This is a genomic window from Rhodovulum sp. BSW8 (assembly GCF_003314725.1).
GTDB lineage: Bacteria > Pseudomonadota > Alphaproteobacteria > Rhodobacterales > Rhodobacteraceae > Rhodovulum > Rhodovulum visakhapatnamense.
The window spans coordinates 53,497-71,548 of sequence record NZ_QNVX01000011.1; the positions used below are offsets into that span (position 1 = coordinate 53,497).

General features: G+C 68.3%; 18 protein-coding genes. 11 read left to right on the forward strand and 7 right to left on the reverse strand.

Annotated elements, in window-relative coordinates:
* Positions 1-108: 108 nt before the first annotated feature.
* Positions 109-2,196, forward strand: coding sequence for a TonB-dependent siderophore receptor (locus DSD19_RS07530; RefSeq protein ID WP_113669136.1), 2,088 nt, complete (start codon positions 109-111; stop codon positions 2,194-2,196).
* Here DSD19_RS07530 and DSD19_RS07535 read toward each other — a convergent pair.
* The 5 genes from DSD19_RS07535 to ribA form a co-directional block, all read right to left on the reverse strand.
* Positions 2,184-3,017: an ABC transporter ATP-binding protein gene (locus DSD19_RS07535; protein WP_113669137.1), complete on the reverse strand. Its 834-nt coding sequence runs from the start codon at positions 3,015-3,017 to the stop codon at positions 2,184-2,186. The genes DSD19_RS07530 and DSD19_RS07535 overlap by 13 nt on opposite strands.
* Positions 3,005-3,997 (reverse strand): iron ABC transporter permease, encoded by a 993-nt coding sequence (locus DSD19_RS07540; protein ID WP_243627806.1) that lies wholly within the window; start codon positions 3,995-3,997, stop codon positions 3,005-3,007. Before DSD19_RS07540 ends, DSD19_RS07535 begins: the two co-directional genes overlap by 13 nt.
* Complete coding sequence (locus tag DSD19_RS07545) at positions 3,990-5,030, reverse strand: iron ABC transporter substrate-binding protein (RefSeq protein ID WP_113669138.1); 1,041 nt, start codon at positions 5,028-5,030, stop codon at positions 3,990-3,992. Before DSD19_RS07545 ends, DSD19_RS07540 begins: the two co-directional genes overlap by 8 nt.
* The gene (locus DSD19_RS07550; RefSeq protein WP_113669139.1) at positions 5,027-5,488 is read right to left on the reverse strand and encodes an SAM-dependent methyltransferase; all 462 of its coding nucleotides are present in this window, start codon (positions 5,486-5,488) and stop codon (positions 5,027-5,029) included. The genes DSD19_RS07545 and DSD19_RS07550 overlap by 4 nt, the downstream gene beginning before the upstream one ends.
* A gap of 399 nt (positions 5,489-5,887) precedes the next feature.
* Positions 5,888-6,967, reverse strand: a complete 1,080-nt coding sequence (ribA, locus tag DSD19_RS07555) for a GTP cyclohydrolase II (protein WP_113669140.1) — start codon at positions 6,965-6,967, stop codon at positions 5,888-5,890.
* Positions 6,968-7,121: 154 nt separating this feature from the next.
* On the opposite strand from ribA, the gene DSD19_RS07560 reads away from it, so the two are divergent.
* From DSD19_RS07560 to DSD19_RS07585, 6 genes are all read left to right on the forward strand, one after another.
* On the forward strand, positions 7,122-7,808 hold the full coding sequence (locus DSD19_RS07560) for a response regulator transcription factor (RefSeq protein ID WP_075783893.1): 687 nt from the start codon (positions 7,122-7,124) through the stop codon (positions 7,806-7,808).
* A gap of 97 nt (positions 7,809-7,905) precedes the next feature.
* Positions 7,906-8,670 carry a hypothetical protein gene (locus tag DSD19_RS07565; protein ID WP_113669141.1) on the forward strand — a complete coding sequence of 255 codons (765 nt, stop codon included), beginning with the start codon at positions 7,906-7,908 and terminating at the stop codon, positions 8,668-8,670.
* Between the two features lie 93 nt (positions 8,671-8,763).
* Positions 8,764-9,552, forward strand: a complete 789-nt coding sequence (locus DSD19_RS07570) for an exodeoxyribonuclease III (protein ID WP_075783891.1) — start codon at positions 8,764-8,766, stop codon at positions 9,550-9,552.
* Positions 9,553-9,625: 73 nt separating this feature from the next.
* On the forward strand, positions 9,626-10,540 hold the full coding sequence (trxA, locus tag DSD19_RS07575; protein WP_113669142.1) for a thioredoxin: 915 nt from the start codon (positions 9,626-9,628) through the stop codon (positions 10,538-10,540).
* A gap of 27 nt (positions 10,541-10,567) precedes the next feature.
* Positions 10,568-11,212, forward strand: coding sequence for an LON peptidase substrate-binding domain-containing protein (locus DSD19_RS07580; protein WP_075783889.1), 645 nt, complete (start codon positions 10,568-10,570; stop codon positions 11,210-11,212).
* Positions 11,209-11,391: a Trm112 family protein gene (locus DSD19_RS07585; RefSeq protein WP_075783888.1), complete on the forward strand. Its 183-nt coding sequence runs from the start codon at positions 11,209-11,211 to the stop codon at positions 11,389-11,391. The genes DSD19_RS07580 and DSD19_RS07585 overlap by 4 nt, the downstream gene beginning before the upstream one ends.
* A 54-nt stretch (positions 11,392-11,445) precedes the next feature.
* On the opposite strand, the gene crtC is transcribed toward DSD19_RS07585, so the two are convergent.
* Together crtC and crtD are read right to left on the reverse strand one after the other, a co-directional pair.
* Positions 11,446-12,321, reverse strand: a complete 876-nt coding sequence (gene crtC / locus DSD19_RS07590) for a carotenoid 1,2-hydratase (RefSeq protein ID WP_113669230.1) — start codon at positions 12,319-12,321, stop codon at positions 11,446-11,448.
* Positions 12,318-13,853: a 1-hydroxycarotenoid 3,4-desaturase CrtD gene (gene crtD, locus DSD19_RS07595; RefSeq protein WP_113669144.1), complete on the reverse strand. Its 1,536-nt coding sequence runs from the start codon at positions 13,851-13,853 to the stop codon at positions 12,318-12,320. Before crtD ends, crtC begins: the two co-directional genes overlap by 4 nt.
* A 126-nt stretch (positions 13,854-13,979) precedes the next feature.
* Between crtD and DSD19_RS07600 the strand changes: the two genes are divergently transcribed.
* The 4 genes from DSD19_RS07600 (at position 13,980) to DSD19_RS07615 (ending at position 18,050) form a co-directional block, all read left to right on the forward strand.
* Positions 13,980-14,849, forward strand: a complete 870-nt coding sequence (locus DSD19_RS07600; RefSeq protein WP_075783886.1) for a polyprenyl synthetase family protein — start codon at positions 13,980-13,982, stop codon at positions 14,847-14,849.
* Positions 14,846-15,991, forward strand: coding sequence for a methyltransferase (locus tag DSD19_RS07605; RefSeq protein WP_113669145.1), 1,146 nt, complete (start codon positions 14,846-14,848; stop codon positions 15,989-15,991). The genes DSD19_RS07600 and DSD19_RS07605 overlap by 4 nt, the downstream gene beginning before the upstream one ends.
* Positions 15,992-16,111: 120 nt before the next feature.
* Positions 16,112-17,059, forward strand: a complete 948-nt coding sequence (gene bchC / locus DSD19_RS07610) for a chlorophyll synthesis pathway protein BchC (protein WP_075783884.1) — start codon at positions 16,112-16,114, stop codon at positions 17,057-17,059.
* Positions 17,049-18,050 carry a chlorophyllide a reductase iron protein subunit X gene (locus DSD19_RS07615; protein WP_075783883.1) on the forward strand — a complete coding sequence of 334 codons (1,002 nt, stop codon included), beginning with the start codon at positions 17,049-17,051 and terminating at the stop codon, positions 18,048-18,050. The genes bchC and DSD19_RS07615 overlap by 11 nt, the downstream gene beginning before the upstream one ends.
* Positions 18,051-18,052 lie beyond the last annotated feature (2 nt).

Here is an 18,052-nt window from a genome sequence, read left to right on the forward strand (position 1 = left end):
CGGTGCGCGGCACAGGGCTGTCACAATCGTTAACGTTATATAGTTTGACAATATAGCGAATCGGCAACCCCGCCATGCGGCGGCGTCTGCAAGACTTGGGGGACAGACATGTCATTGCTTCTACGGCTGGTGCGAACCGGCTGTCTGGTATCGTGCGGCTTCGGCCTTCCGGCCCTTGCCCAGCAGTCCTCGGACGGGCCGGACGAGGTCTTCGCGCTGGGCGAGATCGTCGTCCGGTCGTCCGGCGAGGCCGCTCAGGGCGGCACCGGCCGCACGGTCGGCGCCGAAGAGATCAAGCGCACCAACCGCGCCACGCTGGATGACGCGCTGCGCACGCTGCCCGGCGTCTCGGTCGGCAATACCGGCGGATCGCGCAACGAGCGGCTGATCTTCGTGCGCGGCTTCGACCGCTTTCAGGTGCCGCTTTACGTCGACGGGATCCGCGTCTACCTGCCCGCGGACAACCGGCTCGACTTCGGGCGCTTCCTGACACCGGATCTTGCGGAAACCCAGATCCAGAAGGGCTATGTCTCGGTGCTGAACGGGCCGGGCGGCATGGGCGGCGCGATCAACCTGGTCACGCGGCAACCGACCGAAGTCTTCGAGGGCGAGGCATGGGGCGGGCTGGAAGCCGGCAATCGCGGCGACGTGACGACCCGCACCGGGTATTTGTCGCTGGGCAGCCGGATGGACCGGTTCTTCGTGCAGGGCAGCTACCTCACGCGCGACAATGACGGGTACTACCTGTCGCGCGACTACACGCCGACGGACGTTCAGGGGGCGGGCCATCGCGACTATTCCGACAGCGAGGACAGCCGCCTGAACCTGAAATTCGGCTTTACCCCCAATCCGACCGACGAATACGTGCTGAGCTATACCCGACAGGAGGGCTCGAAGAACGCGCCCTACAATGTCGATCAGCCGGTGCGGGGCATCACGCCTGCGCCGCTGCCGGTCGGCTCCAGCTATCAGCGCGACTGGGAATGGCCGGAATGGGATCTCGAGGGGCTGACCTTCTATTCGACCACCGACCTGGGGGGCGGCGCCTGGCTGAAGACCAAGCTCTTCCACCACCAGTTCGACAACGTGCTTTCAGCCTATGACGACTACACCCATTCCAGCCAGACCGTCGGGCGGGCCTTCGACAGCACCTATGACGACACCGCCTGGGGCGGGACCGTCGAGCTTGGCTCGGATATCGGCGAGCGGAATACGCTGACATCGGCGTTTCACTACCGCTATGACCGGCACCGCGACATCCAGCTGTCGCGCCCCGACATCAACAGTATCCCCGACCCGACCGAGACCAGCCGGGAACGGACCCTGTCCTTCGCCCTCGAGGACCGCTTTCAGATGCGCGAGGATCTGAGCCTCGTGGGCGGGCTCAGCTTCGATAGGGCCGAGGTTCTGTCGGCAAGCCGCACCCGCACCGATTACGGCGATCCGGTCGGGGCGTCGGACGCCGTGAACTGGCAGCTGGCGGCGATCTGGACGCCCGGGGCGGGCGGCGAATACCATGCCAGCCTGTCGTCGCGGACCCGCTTTCCGACCCTCTTCGAGCGCTACAGCACCCGGTTCGGAACCGCCGTGCCGAACCCCGACCTCGATGCCGAGCGCGCGCTGACCGCCGAGATCGGCTATCGCGGCGATCTGGGGCCGGTCGCGGTCGAGAGCGCGCTGTTCTACAGCGAGATCGACGACACGATCCAGTCGCTGAACGTCGGGGTCGGCCTGTCGCAGAACCAGAATGTCGGCGACGGGACCTATGCGGGCTTCGAGATCGGCGCCCGCACCGACCCGACCGGCAGTCTGGCCCTGTCGGCCAACTACACCTATCTCGACCGCGACATCACCGACCCGGTCCGCCCCGGCCTGAAGGCCACGGACACGCCGCGCCACAGCGCCTATCTGCGGCTCGACTGGCAGGCGACCGGCAGCTTCTCGATCGCGCCGTCGCTGGAACTGTCCAGCTCGCGGCTTTCCGACAGCGCGATCCAGCCGGCCGATCCGACCGACGTGTCCTATACCCGGAACGCCGGGTTCGGTCTTGTCAACCTCGACATGGAATGGAAGGCCAGCGACCGCGCCAGCATCGTTTTCGGGGTCCGGAACGCCCTCGACAAGAATTACGAGCTGGTCGAGGGCTTTCCCGAGGCAGGCCGGACGTTCTACCTGACCACGGCCTACACGTTCTGACCGGCGGCGGCCCGGGTGACGGGGCCTTCGTCTTCCCGGCCGGAGGGGCCGGAAAAATGCAGCCGACCTCCGGGCAGGGCGTCGCGCCGGACCGGGATGTCGTAAAGACGGGTCATCCGCGCGGCAGTCATCACCTTGGCGGCGGGGCCCGCCGCCAGAATGCCGCCGGGTTCGATCAGAACCGCCTCGTCGCCCAGGTCGGCGGCCTGATCGGGGTCATGGGTGCAAAGCAGCACGCCGATCCCGCGCGCGGCCAGCCCCTGGATCGCCTTGCCCACGCGGATGCGGTTGGCGAAATCGAGGCTGGCGGTGGGTTCGTCCATCGCGACGGCCTCGGCGCCCTGGGCGATGGCGCGGGCGATCAGCACCATCTGCCGCTGGCCGCCCGACAGCCGCGTGATCTCGACCGGGCCGAGATCGTCGATCCCCAGAAGGGCCAGTGCCGCTTCGGCGCGCGCGATCTCGGCCCTACCCGGCCGCGCGAAGGGGCCAAGCCGCGCCGCCGCCCCCATCAGGACCAGATCGAGGGCGCGCCAGGCAAAGGGTGTCGTCAGGGTCTGGGGCACATAGGCCAGCCGCTGGGCGATCTCGGCCCGGCTCAGGTCCGAAAGCGGGTGCCCGCCCAGAAAAACCGCGCCTCCCAGCGGCGGCATCAGGCCCAGCAGCGTGCGGAAAAGCGTGGTCTTGCCGACCCCGTTCGGCCCGAGAAGGCAAAGGATGCGCCCGCGCTGAAGGCCAAGCCCCACCTCTTCGAGGAGCACCCGGCCGCCATGCCCCACGGCCAGCCCGCGCGCCTCGACCAGCGGCGTCACTCGGCCCATGTCCGTCCCCCCCGTGCCAGCAGCCACAGGAACAGCGGCCCGCCGAGAACCGCCGTGAGAATGCCCAGCGGCACCTCCTGCTGGGCGATGCTCCGGGCCGCCGCGTCGACCAGCACCATCAGCGCGGCCCCCATCGCCAGCGCCACCGGCAGCAGCCGGTCGAAGCGCGGGCCGGTGATCAGCCGCGCCATGTGCGGCACCATCAGCCCGACCCAGCCGATCACGCCCGCGACCGATACCGCCGCCGCGGTCACCAGCGTCGCCGACAGGATCACCAGAAGCCGCAGCCGCCCGGCCTCGACCCCCAGCGTGCGCGCCTCGTCATCGCCCAGCGCCAGCAGGCCGATCCGCCAGCGCAGCACGATCAGCGGCAGAAGGCCCGCGACGATCGCCGGAAGGGCTGCCGCGACATCGGCCTGTTTGATCCCCGCAAGGCTGCCCATCAGCCAGAAGGTGATCGCGGGCAACTGGTCGTCGGGATCGGCCATCAGCTTGACCAGCGAGATCCCCGCCCCCGCAAGGGCCGCGACCGCCATGCCGCACAGCACGACCACCAGCACTTGTCCCAGGCCGCGCAGCGCCAGCGCGATGGCCATGACCAGCCCGATGGTGCCGATCCCGAAGGCGAAGCCCATCAGCTGGATCGCCAGTACCGGCAACCCCAGCAGGATGCCCAGCACCGCCCCCAGCCCCGCGCCCTGCGACACGCCCAGGATGTCGGGCGCCACCAGCGGGTTGCGAAAGACCGTCTGATAGGCCGCGCCCGCCGCCGCCAGCGCGGCCCCGATCAGGGCCGCCGCCACGACCCGCGGCAGACGGATGTTCCACAGCACGATGGCCGCCTGCGGATCGGGCGGCCGGCCGATCAGCGTGTCGGCCACATCGACGGGCGACAGCGGGTAAGGCCCCAGCATCGCCCCTGCCGCCAGCGCGCCGGCCAGACCCAGCGCCAGCAGCGGCGCCGCCGCGCGCTCACTCACCCGGATGCCCGGCGCCCAGAAGCCCGTCCAGCGCCGCCCGGTCGGGCGTCACGCCGTAAAACAGCATGTAGAACCGGGCCACCTCGGCCTCGATGTCGGGTGCGGCCGCTTCGGGATACAGCTTCTGCGCCAGCCATTTCAGCCCGATCAGGCGGTTGACCGAAGGCGGGCTGTCGATAAAGCCGAAAGGCGTCGCCGGAGCCAGATAGACCCGCCCGTCGCGCACCGCCGGAATGCCCTGCCATTCGGGCATCGCGCCGACATGCGCCGCGAAATCCGCGTCGATGGTCACGATCACCTCGGGCGCCCAGGCCTGCACCTGTTCGGGCGACACCGTGGCAAGGCCGTCCGGCCCGGCCTCGACCACGTTGCGGCCGCCGAGCCGGTCGATGATCTCGGCGTTGATCGAGCCCCGCGCGGCCGTCTCGATCCCCTCGGGGCCGCGCGCCAGATAGACGCTCGGGCGCCGGTCCTCGGGGACGGCGGTCAGGATCGCGTCGATCTCGGCGAAGGTCGCCTCGGCATAGGCGGCCAGGGTCTCGCCCCGCTCGGGCTCGGCCAGCAGGTCGCCAAGCGTGCGCAGGGTGGCGGGGATCGTCGGCAAGGACCCGTCGATCAGGGCATAGGGGGTGCCGGTCTGCGCCTGCACCCGCCGGGCCAGGTCGCGATAGGTGGCGGTCACCGTGCCGTAATCGACGATCAGATCGGGCCGGGCCGACAACAGGACCTCGAGGTTCACCGTGTCGCCCTTGCCGGTCAGTCGGCCCAGCGCAAGCAGATCGCGTGTCTCGGGTCGCAGGAAGGGCAGGTCCTCGGCGCCCGGCGCGCGCGGCCAGCCGACCATGGCATCGGGTTTCAGCGCGTAAAGCAGCGTCGCCGCCGGCGGGCCCGCCGCGAAGACCCGCCTGGGGTCGGCCGGCACCTCGATCTGGCGGCCGGTGGCGTCGGTGATCGTGCGCGTTTCGGCGGCCAGTGCCGCCGCCGCCAGGGCAAGCGTCCCGGCCATCAGCGCGGTCAGGCGAAGGCGCATCATGGCAGGATGCCGAATTCGGGCTTGAGATCGACCAGCGGTGTGCCGTCGATGCAGTCGAGGCCACGCACGGTCAGGACGTTTCCCGCGACGTGCAACAGCCGGACAAGTGACGAGGCAATGGGGTTCGGGCGAAGCGGCGAGCGCAGGGCGAAGGTTCCAAGAGAGCCGTCGCCGAAGAAGGGATTCTGCCGCACGATATCGCGCCGCGACAGGTGCATCCAGTACAGGACCTGCATCCGGTCCTTGCCCGCGACGCCGTCCAGCGCCGAGAGCCAGCGGGCGTCCAGCTCGATCCGGCAATCGGGGCCACCCGCCGGATCGCCGCGCCTCGGGCAGTCGGCCCGCTGCGTCCAGGGCGTGCGGATCCGGCCGATGAACCACAGACCGGCATCGAAAGCCTCGGGCACCGCTACGCATTCCTCATGCGGGCGCAAGAGATCGGGGGCGATCAGGGTCATGGACGTTGCTCCCCCCGGGCGACGGGGGCCGACAAGACCCCGCCCATTCCGTCATGGTCTTTCTGCGTCATCGTGCTTCGCTCTCCTGCCGCCTGTCCTGCCGGTTCGGGCGAGGCCCGCCCTGCCAACGACACGGCCCGCCATTCGATATGTTGTGTGGCTATATAGCGAAGCGCAAGGCGGCAGGGTCAAGGGCGCTTTTGCGGCGTCCGGGGGCCTGTCAGGCCGGGGCGGCGGGTTTGCTTGATTTTTGGGCATCCGGCCACCCGAGGCGCATACCGGCAGGGCCCGGCGGATGCGCTCCGCAGCAGTGGCGCTTTTCGCGGCCTTTGCCCTGTGACGGGACGACCGCGCGGCCTCACCCGGCCGGGGGTCTTTGCCGCCGCCGCGGGGCGCCGGTCACATCAGATGTCCGGATTTCTCGGCCTTGACGGCAAGATAGCGGGCATTCTCGGGCGTGTGACCGACCTTCAGCGGCACACGTTCGGTCACCGCGATCCCGCGCGCGCGCATCATCTCGATCTTGGCCGGGTTGTTGGTCATCAACCGCACCGCCGAAAACCCCATCTCGCGCAGGATCGCCGCGCCGATCCGGAAATCGCGCTCGTCATCCTCGAAACCCAGCCGGTGATTGGCCTCGACCGTGTCGAAGCCCTGATCCTGCAGCGAATAGGCCCGCATCTTGTTGGCAAGCCCGATGCCGCGTCCTTCCTGATTGAGGTACAAAAGCACGCCCGCGCCCTCTTTCCCCATCTGCGCCAGCGCTGTTCTAAGCTGTGCGCCGCAATCGCATTTGAGACTGCCCAGCAGATCGCCGGTGAAACAGGCCGAATGCAGCCGGGCCAGAACCGGTTCGCCACGGGGCGGGGTGCCGATCTCGACCGCGTAATGTTCCTCGCTGCCATCGGCCGGGCGGAAGACATGCAGCCGTCCCGCCTTCGACACCTCAAGCGGCACCCGGGCCGAGACCACCTCGGCCAGCGCGGTGCCTTCGGCGCGGGCCAGCGCCGCCTCGTCGAGGGTGACGCGGGTCAGTCCCTCGGCCCCGGCAAGGGTGTCGGGCGCGGTCACCTCGACGGCGAGCACCGCGGGCAGCAGCCGGGCCGATTTCGCCAGCGCGATCGCGGCCCGGTGGGCCTCGGCGTCGCCGCCCCGGGCCGAGGCGAAGGGGCCGAGCATCGGGTTCGAGAGATCGTCGGCCGGGTCGGCCACGGCGCGCACCCAGTCGGTGCCGACTTCGGTCGGCAGCAGCAGCCGGGCCAGATCGCCGTCATAGGGCCGCGCCTTGAGCGTTTCGGCCCGGCGCGCGGTGATCGCCAGAACCGGCCTGCCGCCAAGCGCGCGCAGTGCGTCCAGCCGCCCGGGCGTCAGGGTCTCGGCCGCAACGACGACCAGCGGGCCGACCACGACCGGGACCCCCATCCTCAGATCGCCGCGGGCGCGGGCCAGTCGTTCGGTGCTGCCGGGGCCAAGACGCATGAGCCATTCCTTTCCTTCGGGCGGGTTAAGCCACAGTTCCGGGAGATTTGAAACAATTCCCTTCCCGGCCACACGCTTGCGTGAGAACCCTGTCGCAAATCTTGAGCCATCCGTCGGCGGCGACATCTGAGCCCAAGAGATTGCGGAGGACCCGATGAGCACTCTGAAAAAGATCCTTCTGGTGGACGACGAGACCGACCTGCGCGAGGCGCTGAGCGAACAACTGGTGATGACGGAGGATTTTGACGTCTTCGAGGCCGGAAGCGGGGTCGAGGCGATGGAGAAGGCGCGCGCGGCGATCTACGATCTGGTGATTCTCGATGTGGGGCTGCCCGATACCGACGGGCGAGAATTGTGCCGCCTGATGCGCAAGCAGGGGGTCAAATGCCCGATCCTGATGCTGACCGGCCATGACACCGATGCCGACACGATTCTGGGGCTCGATGCGGGCGCGAACGACTATGTGACCAAACCCTTCAAGTTTCCGGTGCTGCTGGCCCGTATCCGGGCGCAACTGCGCCAGCACGAACAGTCCGAGGACGCGGTGTTCCAGCTGGGGCCCTATACCTTCAAACCCGCGATGAAGATGCTGATCACCGAAGACGACCGCAAGATCCGCCTGACCGAAAAGGAAACCAACATCCTGAAATTCCTTTACCGCGCCTCGGAAGGCGTGGTGGCGCGCGATGTGCTGCTGCACGAGGTCTGGGGCTACAATGCGGGGGTGACGACGCATACGCTGGAAACCCATATCTACCGGCTGCGCCAGAAGATCGAGCCCGATCCGTCCAATGCCCGGTTGCTGGTGACCGAATCCGGCGGCTACCGCCTGGTTGCCTGAGGACCGGCCGGTCGGCGTGCCTGTCGGCGCCCCTGTCGCATCCGGAGCGGTGGCTTTTGGTCTTGTGGCCGCGCGCAGGTTGCGCAATTCTTGCGCCATGTCGGGGCAATGGACCTGTTTTTTCGGCATTCTGTATGCCCTTTGCCAGATCGGTCCGGCCGCGGAGGCCGCGACCGATATTCCCGGCTACTGGTCCGTGCTTCCCGGCTGGCAGTCCTGGCAGGTGCCCAGCGCCTATCAGGTCGGGTTCGAGGGGTCTTCCGAACTGGCGGTCGCCTGCGGCCCCGAGGGACAGCCGGTAATGGGGGTGCTGGCCGACGGGACCACCTTGCCTGATGGCAGTTTCGAACGTCCCGCCAAGATCGGCGAGCGGCATTTCCTGATTGCCTGGACCGGGCAGGCGGGCCTTGCGCTGGCCCGCCCCGATGCCGAGTTCCTGACGGCGATGCGCAGCGGTTCGACGCTGGTGCTGTACGATTATCAGGGCGCGCCGGTCGATTTCCGCCTGAGCGGCGCGGCCCAGGCGCTCGATTCCGCGCTGGCGGGCTGTCCGCCGCCCCATGCGGCGCGGCCAGACCCGGCGGCAATGCGGCGCGCGCTTGACGAGACCCTGCAGGCGCGGACCGACCGCGAATGCCGGGCGCTGGGTCGCGACGGGACCGAGATCGGGGCCGGGGCGGTGCGCGAGCGGCCGCTGCCGGGGTCCGATTATCCCGAGGTGTCGGTCGATTTCGGCTATGTCTCCTGCCGCGAGGGGCTGCGGCTCCATCGCGATTTCTGCACCGAGGCGGGCTGCGCCCATCAGCGCTATCTGCCCGGCGCCTCGGCCTATGTCCTGATCGAGAACGGCGACCCTGACTAGGCGCAGGCTTCGGCTTGAGCCCCGGGGCGCTGCCGTCTAGGGTCGCGCCCGGCGCGTCGCCCGCGCAAAGCCCGTCCGGACAAGGAGACCCCGATGCCCTTCACGCTTGCCACCTGGAACATCAATTCGGTGCGGCTGCGTGCCCCGCTGGTCGCCCGTCTGATGGAAGAGCAGGCGCCCGACATCCTTTGCCTGCAGGAATGCAAGTGTCCGGTCGAGAAGCTGCCGCTCGAGGTCTTCGCGCCGCTCGGCTACACCCATGTCGTGGCGCGCGGGCAGAAGGGCTATAACGGCGTCGCGATCCTGTCGAAGCTGCCGCTCGAGGATGCGGGATCGGTCGATTTCGCAGGGCTCGGTCAGGCTCGCCATGTCGCGGCGCGGCTGGAAAACGGCGTTCTGCTGCACAATTTCTACGTGCCCGCGGGCGGCGATGTGCCCGACCGCGCGGCCAACGAGAAATTCGGCCAGAAGCTCGACTTTCTCACCGAAATGCGGGACGCCTTCCGGGCCAGCCGCCCGGAACGGTCGATCCTGGTCGGCGATCTCAACATCGCGCCGGGCGAGGACGATGTCTGGTCGCACAAGCAGCTTCTGAAGATCGTCAGCCACACGCCCGTGGAGGTCGACCATCTGGCCGCGGCGCAAGAGGCGGGCGGCTGGGTCGACGTGACCCGCGCCCATATCCCCGAGGGCAAGCTTTATTCCTGGTGGTCCTACCGGGCGCGCGACTGGGACGCGGCCGACAAGGGGCGGCGGCTTGACCATGTCTGGGCGACCCCCGATATCGCGGGCGCGGCCGGGGACAGCCGCATCCTGCGCCCGGTGCGGGGCTGGGACCAGCCCTCGGATCACGTGCCGGTCCTGGCGCGGTTCGATCTCTAGGCCTTCGCCCTTGGGTTTTGCGGCGGACCGCCTCATATATTGCGAAACGCTCTGACGGACGGAGACGGAGACAATGCTGGAACTGGGTGGCAAGGCTGCTGGGACGGGCGGGGCCTCTGAGGCCCTGATCAAGGACGTCACCGAGGCGACCTTCATGGCGGACGTGATCGACGCCTCGCATGAGGTGCCGGTAATCGTCGATTTCTGGGCAACCTGGTGCGGCCCCTGCAAGACGCTGGGGCCGATGCTGGAACAGGCGGTGACCGCGGCGGGCGGGAAGGTGCGGATGGCCAAGGTCGATGTCGACCGCAACCAGACCATCGCGGCGCAGCTTCGCATCCAGTCGATCCCGACGGTCTATGCCTTCTATCAGGGCCAGCCGGTCGACGGCTTCCAGGGCGCTCTGCCCGGGTCCGAGGTGCAGGCTTTCGTCGACCGGGTGGCGGCGATCGCGGGCGATGGCGGGCTGGCCGAAGCGGTCGCCGCGGCCGAAGAGCTTCTGGCCGAAGGGGCCGCAGTCGAGGCCGCGCAGACCTTCGCCGCGATCCTCGGCGAGGACCCGAAGAACGCGCCCGCCTATGCCGGGCTCGCCCGCGCGCATCTGGCGCTGGGCGAGATCGACCAGGCGGAACAGTTCCTGCAGGCGGTGCAGCCCGAGATCGCCCGCGCGCCCGAGATCGAGGCCGCGCGCGCCCAGGTCGCGCTGGCGCGCCAGGCGGCCGAGGCCGGGCCGGTGGCCGAGCTGCGGGCAGCGGTCGATCACGACCCCGACAACCATCAGGCGCGATTCGAGCTGGCCAAGGCCCTGCATGCCGGTGGCGAGGTCGAGGCGGCGGTGGACGAACTGCTGGAGCTGTTCCGCCGCGACCGCGAGTGGAATGACGGAGCCGCGAAAGCCCAGCTTTTCACCATCTTCGACGCGCTGAAGCCGCAGGACCCCATCGTCCTGAAAGGCCGCCGAAAACTGTCGTCGATGATATTTGCCTGACGGATGGCGCGGCCTAGCTTCTCGGGCATGTTCTCAGCGGTCGACCTGCCCGACACCATTCCCGTTTTCCCGTTGCCAGGGGCGCTGTTGCTGCCTCGGGCGCGGCTCCCCCTGCATATCTTCGAGCCGCGCTATCTGGCGATGCTTGACGATACGCTGAAGACCCCGCATCGGCTGATCGGCATGGTGCAGCCGCGCGAGGTGCCCGGCTCGGACGAGCGCAAGCTGCATGCGATCGGCTGCGCCGGGCGCGTGACGGCATTTTCCGAGACCGAGGACGGGCGCTACCTGATCACGCTGTCCGGGATCTCGCGGTTCCGGATGACGCGCGATCAGGCCGGGTTCACGCCCTATATCCGCGCCGAAGTGGCCTGGGACGGGTTCGGCCGCGATCTCGGGCCGGGGGAGGACGATCCGGGCTTTGACCGCGAGGCCTTTCTCAACTTGCTCGGCCGGTTCTTCGCCAGCCGCGGTCTTTCGACCGACTGGGACAGCCTGCGCGAGGCCGAGGACGAGTTGCTGATCAGCTCTCTGTCGATGCTCTGCCCCTTCGCGCCCGAGGACAAGCAGGCGCTGCTGGAGGCGCCGTCACTTTCGACGCGGCGCGAAACCCTTGTGACCCTCATCGAATTTGCCCTACGAAGCGGCAACGACGAGGAGAAGATGCAATGAACGACGTGACCCAAGCCGACCGGAAGATGCTCGAATCGCTGGTCTGCCCGGTGACCCACGGGCCGCTGGCCTATGATCCGGACCGCCAGGAGCTGGTGTCGAAATCGGCCGGGCTGGCCTTTCCGATCCGCGGCGGGATTCCGATCATGCTGGTCGACGAGGCGCGGCGGCTCGACTGAGCGGCCACGCCGGGTCTGGACCCCGATTTTTCTGCGAAAAATCGCGCCCGGGCCCTATCGCGGGCTGGGCCATCCAGGCTTTCGAGGGACCTTGACGGCCAGCATCGGCTTGATCAGCGGGCTGGCGAAACGGTCCAGATCGAGCGCCTCGTGCACGCCCACCATCTCTTCGCCGAACACCTTGGTGCGGATCGCCGACCGGCAGTAGAAGGGCGCATCCAGCATGTCGTGCACCTGCCGGGGCGTGTAGCCCGGATCGGCCCGGGTTTCGCGCCGGACCAGCCATTTCGACCGGGCAAACCGGGTGCGGGGCGGGGCTTCGACCACCTCGGCGCGGCCGTTCGCGTCGAAATGGACGCCCAGCGCCAGTTCCGATCCGTCCCGCACCGAGGCATCGTAAAAGCACCAGGCGCCGTTCGCCTTGGTCGGGAACCGCCCCCAGGTCCAGTAGCTGAAATCGTCCTCAAGTGCCGCAGTGCCGAAATTCGCGTCGAAATAGCCGTGCCCGGTCCATTGCCAGCCCGGCTGGTTCAGGTCGACCTCGATCTCGGACGACGGGCCGAACGGCCGCCAGATATGGGTGCCATCGGCCTTGAGCGGCAGCTCGACCCCGGTCACGGCCGAAGGCGTCACCGTCACCCGGCCCTTCAGCCGGCCCATATGCGGCCAGGTCATCTCGTCGATGTCGAAGATCAGCTTGCCGCCGGCCCAGGTCAGCTTCGACGGCCCCACCTGGAAGGTGTTTCTCGTCTGCTGGAGGGCAGCGCGGCCCCGGTCGGTCATGGTCCAGCGTCCGCCCGGCCCGTAGGTCGCGACGTTGATGCAACAATGGTTCTCGGGGCTCTTCCGGCCCGACCAGCGGTACCACGGCGAGAAGACCGAGCCGATGAACGAGATGATCGAAATCGACCGCTCGCCGTCATGACTCAGGCCGTCGACATACCACCACGCATAGCCGTTCGCGGGGACGTCGAGGGCGAAGCACGGTCCGTCAAGATCGCCTCGGCCGCGTGCCGTCCGGAGAGGGTTGCCATCGGGATGCCCGCGCCGGGATGCGTCCCGCCCCCCGCCAGATAGAGCCCCGCGACCGTCGTCCGCGCCGTCGGCCGCTTCAGCGCTGCCGTCAGTCCGTGCGGGCTCCGCCCGTAGAGGGAACCGTCCGAGGCCGGAAACAGCTTCGCGAACTGGCGCGGCGTCGTCAGCGCCTGGACCCCCGGCCTCGGGTCGAAGGTCAGCCCGAACCGGGCCAGCGTCTGGAAGGTGCGTGTCCGGCACGTCTCTTTCTCCTCGTCGGTCGGGTCCGCCCCGTCTGCCGCGGGCGGGCCATTCATGATGATCTCGAACCGTTCGAGCCCCTCGGGGCTGCGGCCGGTGCCGCGGTCCTGGGCGCAGATGTAAAGAGTCGGGTCCTCGGGCATCTCGCCCCGGGCGATAGGATCGAATTCGGCATGCGCGTCGTCGCAGAAGAAGACGTTGTGGTGAACCATCTCGGGGCCGTGGGGTTCCGCGGCATAGGACCACACATAGGCCGACAGGCTGCGCGGGCGGACCGCGTCGGGGGCTACGGTCTCGCGTAGGCCCTCGCCCAGAAGCCCGGCCGCAAGTGCCGCCGGATCGCCGTTGAACACCACCACATCGGCCGGAAGCCGGGCGCCGCTGTCCAGATGCACCGCGGCCGCCGCGCCCTGCTGTATCTCGACCCGGGTGGCGCGGTGGCCGAAGGTGAAGCGCACGCCCTTGTCATGGGCCAGCTGTTCCAGCGCGCGGGCCAGCCGGTGCATGCCGCCCTCGACCCGCCAGACGCCCTGTTCCTCGGCATGCCAGATCAGCGACAGCAGCGCGGGCGACTGGAATGGCGAGCCGCCGACATAGGTCGCGTAGCGCCCGAAAAGCTGGGCGAGCCGCCGGTCGGAAAACGCCTTGCCGAGCGCCTGCGCGAGGCTGCGATGCGGCGCCATGTCCAGCGCCAGCCAGGGATGGGTTGCCACATGCCGGGTCAGCGCCCCTTGCGAGGGCTCGGCCGCGCGCATCATCGGTGCGTCGAAGGCGTGAAAAAGCCGCTCGGACCGGCGACAGAAGGCGCGGAACTCCTTTTCCGCCCGCGTGCCCGCGAACCGGCCCACCGCATCGGCGCTTTGCTCGCGTGAGGCGAAAAGATCGAGCGTCGAGCCGTCGGGCCACCAGTGCCGCGCCAGCACCTCTTCGCGGTGCAGGGTTACGTAATCGGACAGCCGCGCGCCGACACTGTCGAACAGCTCCTCGAAGACCGGGCGCAGGGTCATCACCGTGGGGCCGGCATCGACCGGACCCGCATCGCTGTCAAAGGTGCGCATCTTGCCGCCGGGCACCGGCGCACGGTCGACGACCTCGACCTCAAGACCCGCATGGGCCAACCGGATCGCGGCCGAAAGCCCGCCCATCCCCGCCCCGATCACGACGACTTTTCCCGGCGATCCGGCCATTTTTGATCCACCTCAAGGAATGTTGACTCGGGACCATAGACTGTCCACCCTGATTTACAATCGTGAATGTCTCGCCGTCCTGACAGCTGCGTTTGGGGGCGGCGGGCCGACATTGGGGAGCCGTTCATGGACATTTCGGCGCGAATCGAGGCCGCGATGCGGCAGGCGATTGCCGAGGGGCAGGCAGGGGCCGCGCCCGGCAAACTGGCATCGGCCTTCGAATATGCCCTGACGCCCGGCGGCGCCCGCATTCGTCCGACGATCTGCCTCAATGTGGCGCGCGCCTGCGGCGACGACCGCCCGGCGCTGGCCGATGCCGCCGCCATTTCCATCGAGCTGATCCACTGCGCGAGCCTCGTGCATGACGACATGCCCTGTTTCGACGATGCCGATATCCGCCGCGGCAAGCCCGCGCTGCACAAGGCCTATGGCCAGCCGCTGGCACTGCTGACCGGCGACAGCCTGATCGTGGCGGGCTTCGAGGTGATCGCGCGCGCTGCCCATCACGACTGTGCCCGCGCGGTCGAACTGATCCGCATCCTGGGCCAGCGCACCGGCATGCCTTATGGCATCTGCGCCGGGCAGGGCTGGGAAAGCGAGGATCAGATCGACCTTTCCGCCTATCACCGGGCCAAGACCGGGGCGCTGTTCATCGCCGCGACCAGCATGGGCGCGGTGGCGGCAGGCCAGCCGGCCGAGCCTTGGGAAGAGCTGGGCGACCGCATCGGCGAGGCCTTCCAGGTGGCCGACGATCTGAAGGACGCGCTGCTCGATGCCGAAGCGATGGGCAAGCCCGCAGGTCAGGACGAGGCCCATGGCCGCCCCAGCGCCGTGACCGAGCTGGGCGTCGAGGGCGCGGTGCAGCGCTTCCGCGATATCCTGTCGGGCGCCATCGCCTCGATTCCCTCCTGTCCGGGCGAGGCCGATCTGGCGGCGATGGTGCGCCACATGGCCGAACGGCTGATCCCCGAACCCGCGCGTCTGCCCGCAGAATGACCGACGCCGTTTCGGGAACCGGACCCGCGCGCCACAGCGGGGTCAACTGGCGTCGCTGGCGCAACCGCAAGATCGCGGACCGCGGCTTTCAGAGCTGGGCCAGCCGCTTTTTCCTGACGCGGGGCCATGTCCGCCGCGAGGGCGAGCGGATGTTCGATCTGGTCTCGGGCTTCGTCTACAGCCAGGTTCTGTGGACCGTGGTCGAGCTTGATCTGCTGGACGCCACCTGCGACGAGGCGCAAAGCCTTGCGGCGCTGGCCCATCGCGCGGCGATTCCGGTCGACCGGATGGAGGCGCTGATGCAGGCGGGCACGGCGCTTGGCCTCTTCGACCGGGTGGGGCCCGGCTATCAGCTGTCGGCGCTGGGCGCCGCGCTGATGGGCGCGCCGGGCGTGGTCGACATGATCCGCCATCACGACGTCTTCTATCGCGACATGCAGGACCCGCTTGCGGTGCTGCGCGGCGAGAAAGAGACCGAACTGGCGCGATTCTGGCCCTATGTCTTTGGCGCGGGGGCTGCGGAAAACCCCGAGACCGCCCAGCGCTATTCGAAACTCATGGCCGACAGCCAGGCGCTGGTCGCCGAAGAGACCCTGCGCGCGATCCGGTTCGACGGGGTCACGCGGCTGATGGATGTGGGCGGCGGCACCGGCGCCTTCCTCGCTTCGGTGGGGGCGGCCTGCCCCGATCTGAAGATGACGCTGTTCGACCTGCCCGCCGTGGTGCCCGCCGCCGAAGAGCGGTTCCGGGCGCTGGGCATGGCCGGCCGGGTGACGGTGCGGGGCGGCAGCTTCCGCGACGATCCGCTGCCCGAGGGCGCGGATGCGGTGTCGCTGGTGCGGGTCTGCTACGACCATGCCGACGAGACGGTCAGGGCGCTGATGCGCAAGATCCATGACGCCCTTCCGCCCGGCGGGCGGCTGATCGTATCCGAGCCGATGGCGGGCGGCGCGCATCCCAACCGGTCGGGCGACGCTTATTTCGCATTCTACTGCATGGCGATGGGAACCGGCCGCGCGCGGTCCCCGGAACGCCTGGCGGAAATGATGAAAGAGGCAGGATTCCAAGGGGTTGAGATGCCCCGGACTCGCCGTTCCTATATCACGTCGGTTGTGGTGGGGCGAAAGCCCGGGGCGACATAATGCTCGGGCCGGGCTGTCTAAAAAAGTTGACACTTGGACCTGTCTAAATAAACTGACAAGAGCCAATCACCAATGAGTGAGTCCCGTTCAAGCGGGCAAGCGTCAGGAAGGGAAACGTCCATGGAGACGACGGCGGTCATCCTCCGGGGGCCCCGGGAAATCGGCCTCGGGAAACTCGGCCTGACGGCGCCCGGACCGAAGGACCTGGTGGTGGAGATTTCCCATTCCGGCATCTCCACCGGCACCGAGAAACTCTTCTATACCGGCAACATGCCGCCCTTCCCGGGGATGGGCTATCCGCTGGTCCCGGGCTACGAGGCCGCGGGCGAAGTGATCGAGGCCGGGTCCGAGACCAATTTCAAGGTGGGCGAACATATCTTCGTCCCCGGCGCCAACTGCTATGAGGGCGCGCGCGGCCTGTTCGGCGGATCGGCCCGGCGCCTGGTCACCGATGCCAGCCGCGTGACCCGGATCGACCCGGGCCTCGGGGCGGAAGGTGCGTTGCTGGCGCTGGCCGCGACCGCGCGCCATGCGCTGGCGGGCGTCGACAAGAAGATGCCCGAACTGATCGTCGGCCATGGCGTGCTTGGCCGCCTGCTGGCGCGGCTGACCATCGCCGCCGGAGCCCCCGCGCCCACCGTCTGGGAAATCAATCCCGACCGGCAGGGCGGCGCCATGGGCTACGAGGTGCTGCACCCCGATAACGACCCGCGCCGCGACTATCGCACGATCTACGACGCCTCGGGCGTGGGATCGCTGCTCGATACGCTGATCACCCGCATCGCCAAGGGCGGCGAGGTGGTTCTGGCCGGGTTCTATACCGACCCGATTTCCTTCGCTTTCCCGGCGGCCTTCATGAAGGAGGCCCGGCTGCGCATCGCCGCCGAATGGGAGCGCGAGGACCTGATTGCAACGCGCCAGCTCGTGGAATCGGGCGCGTTGTCGCTGGGGGGGCTCATTACCCACAGCGTTCCGGCGGAAGAGGCCGCAGAAGCCTATGAAACCGCCTTCAACGATCCTGCCTGTCTGAAAATGATCCTGAACTGGGGAGCCGTTCATGACGCTTGACGTCCCGAATATCAAAGACATCGACCAGCGCCTGCGTGACGAAGCCAACGAGCCGCTGGACGAAATCCCCGTAACCGAGCCGACCAAGAAGACGCAGATCATCGCGATCTACGGCAAGGGCGGCATCGGCAAGTCCTTCACGCTGGCGAACCTCAGCAACATGATGGCCGAAATGGGCAAGCGCGTCCTGTTGATCGGCTGCGATCCCAAATCGGACACCACGTCGCTGCTGTTCGGCGGCAAGGCCTGCCCGACCATCATCGAGACCTCGACCAAGAAGAAGCTCGCGGGTGAAGAGGTCGCCATCGGCGATGTCTGCTTCAAGCGCAACGGCGTCTTCGCGATGGAACTGGGCGGGCCCGAGGTCGGCCGCGGCTGCGGCGGGCGCGGCATCATCCACGGCTTCGAGCTGCTGGAAAAGCTGGGCTTCCATGACTGGGACTTCGACTATGTGCTGCTCGATTTCCTGGGCGACGTGGTCTGCGGCGGTTTCGGCCTGCCGATCGCCCGTGACATGGCGCAGAAGGTGATCCTGGTCGGCTCGAACGACCTGCAATCGCTGTACGTCGCCAACAACGTCTGCTCGGCGGTCGAATATTTCCGCAAGCTCGGCGGCAATGTCGGCGTCGCGGGGCTGGTCATCAACAAGGATGACGGCACCGGCGAGGCGCAGGCCTTTGCCAAGGCGGTGGATATCCCCGTGCTGGCCGCGATCCCGCAGGACGAGGATCTGCGCCGGAAATCGGCCAACTACCAGATCGTCGGCACCAATGACGGCCCCTGGGGCGAGCTTTTCGGCGCGCTGGCCGAAGCCGTCGCGGGCGCTCCGCCGATCCGGCCGAAGCCGCTCGACAATGACGGTCTGCTGGGTCTTTTCGCGCCCGAGGATGTGGGCGCCGATTTCGAGCTGACCCCGGCGACCGATACCGACATGCGGGGCAAGAACGCCAAGCCCAAGAAATCCCTCGAAGTGGTCTATGACGATGTTTGATC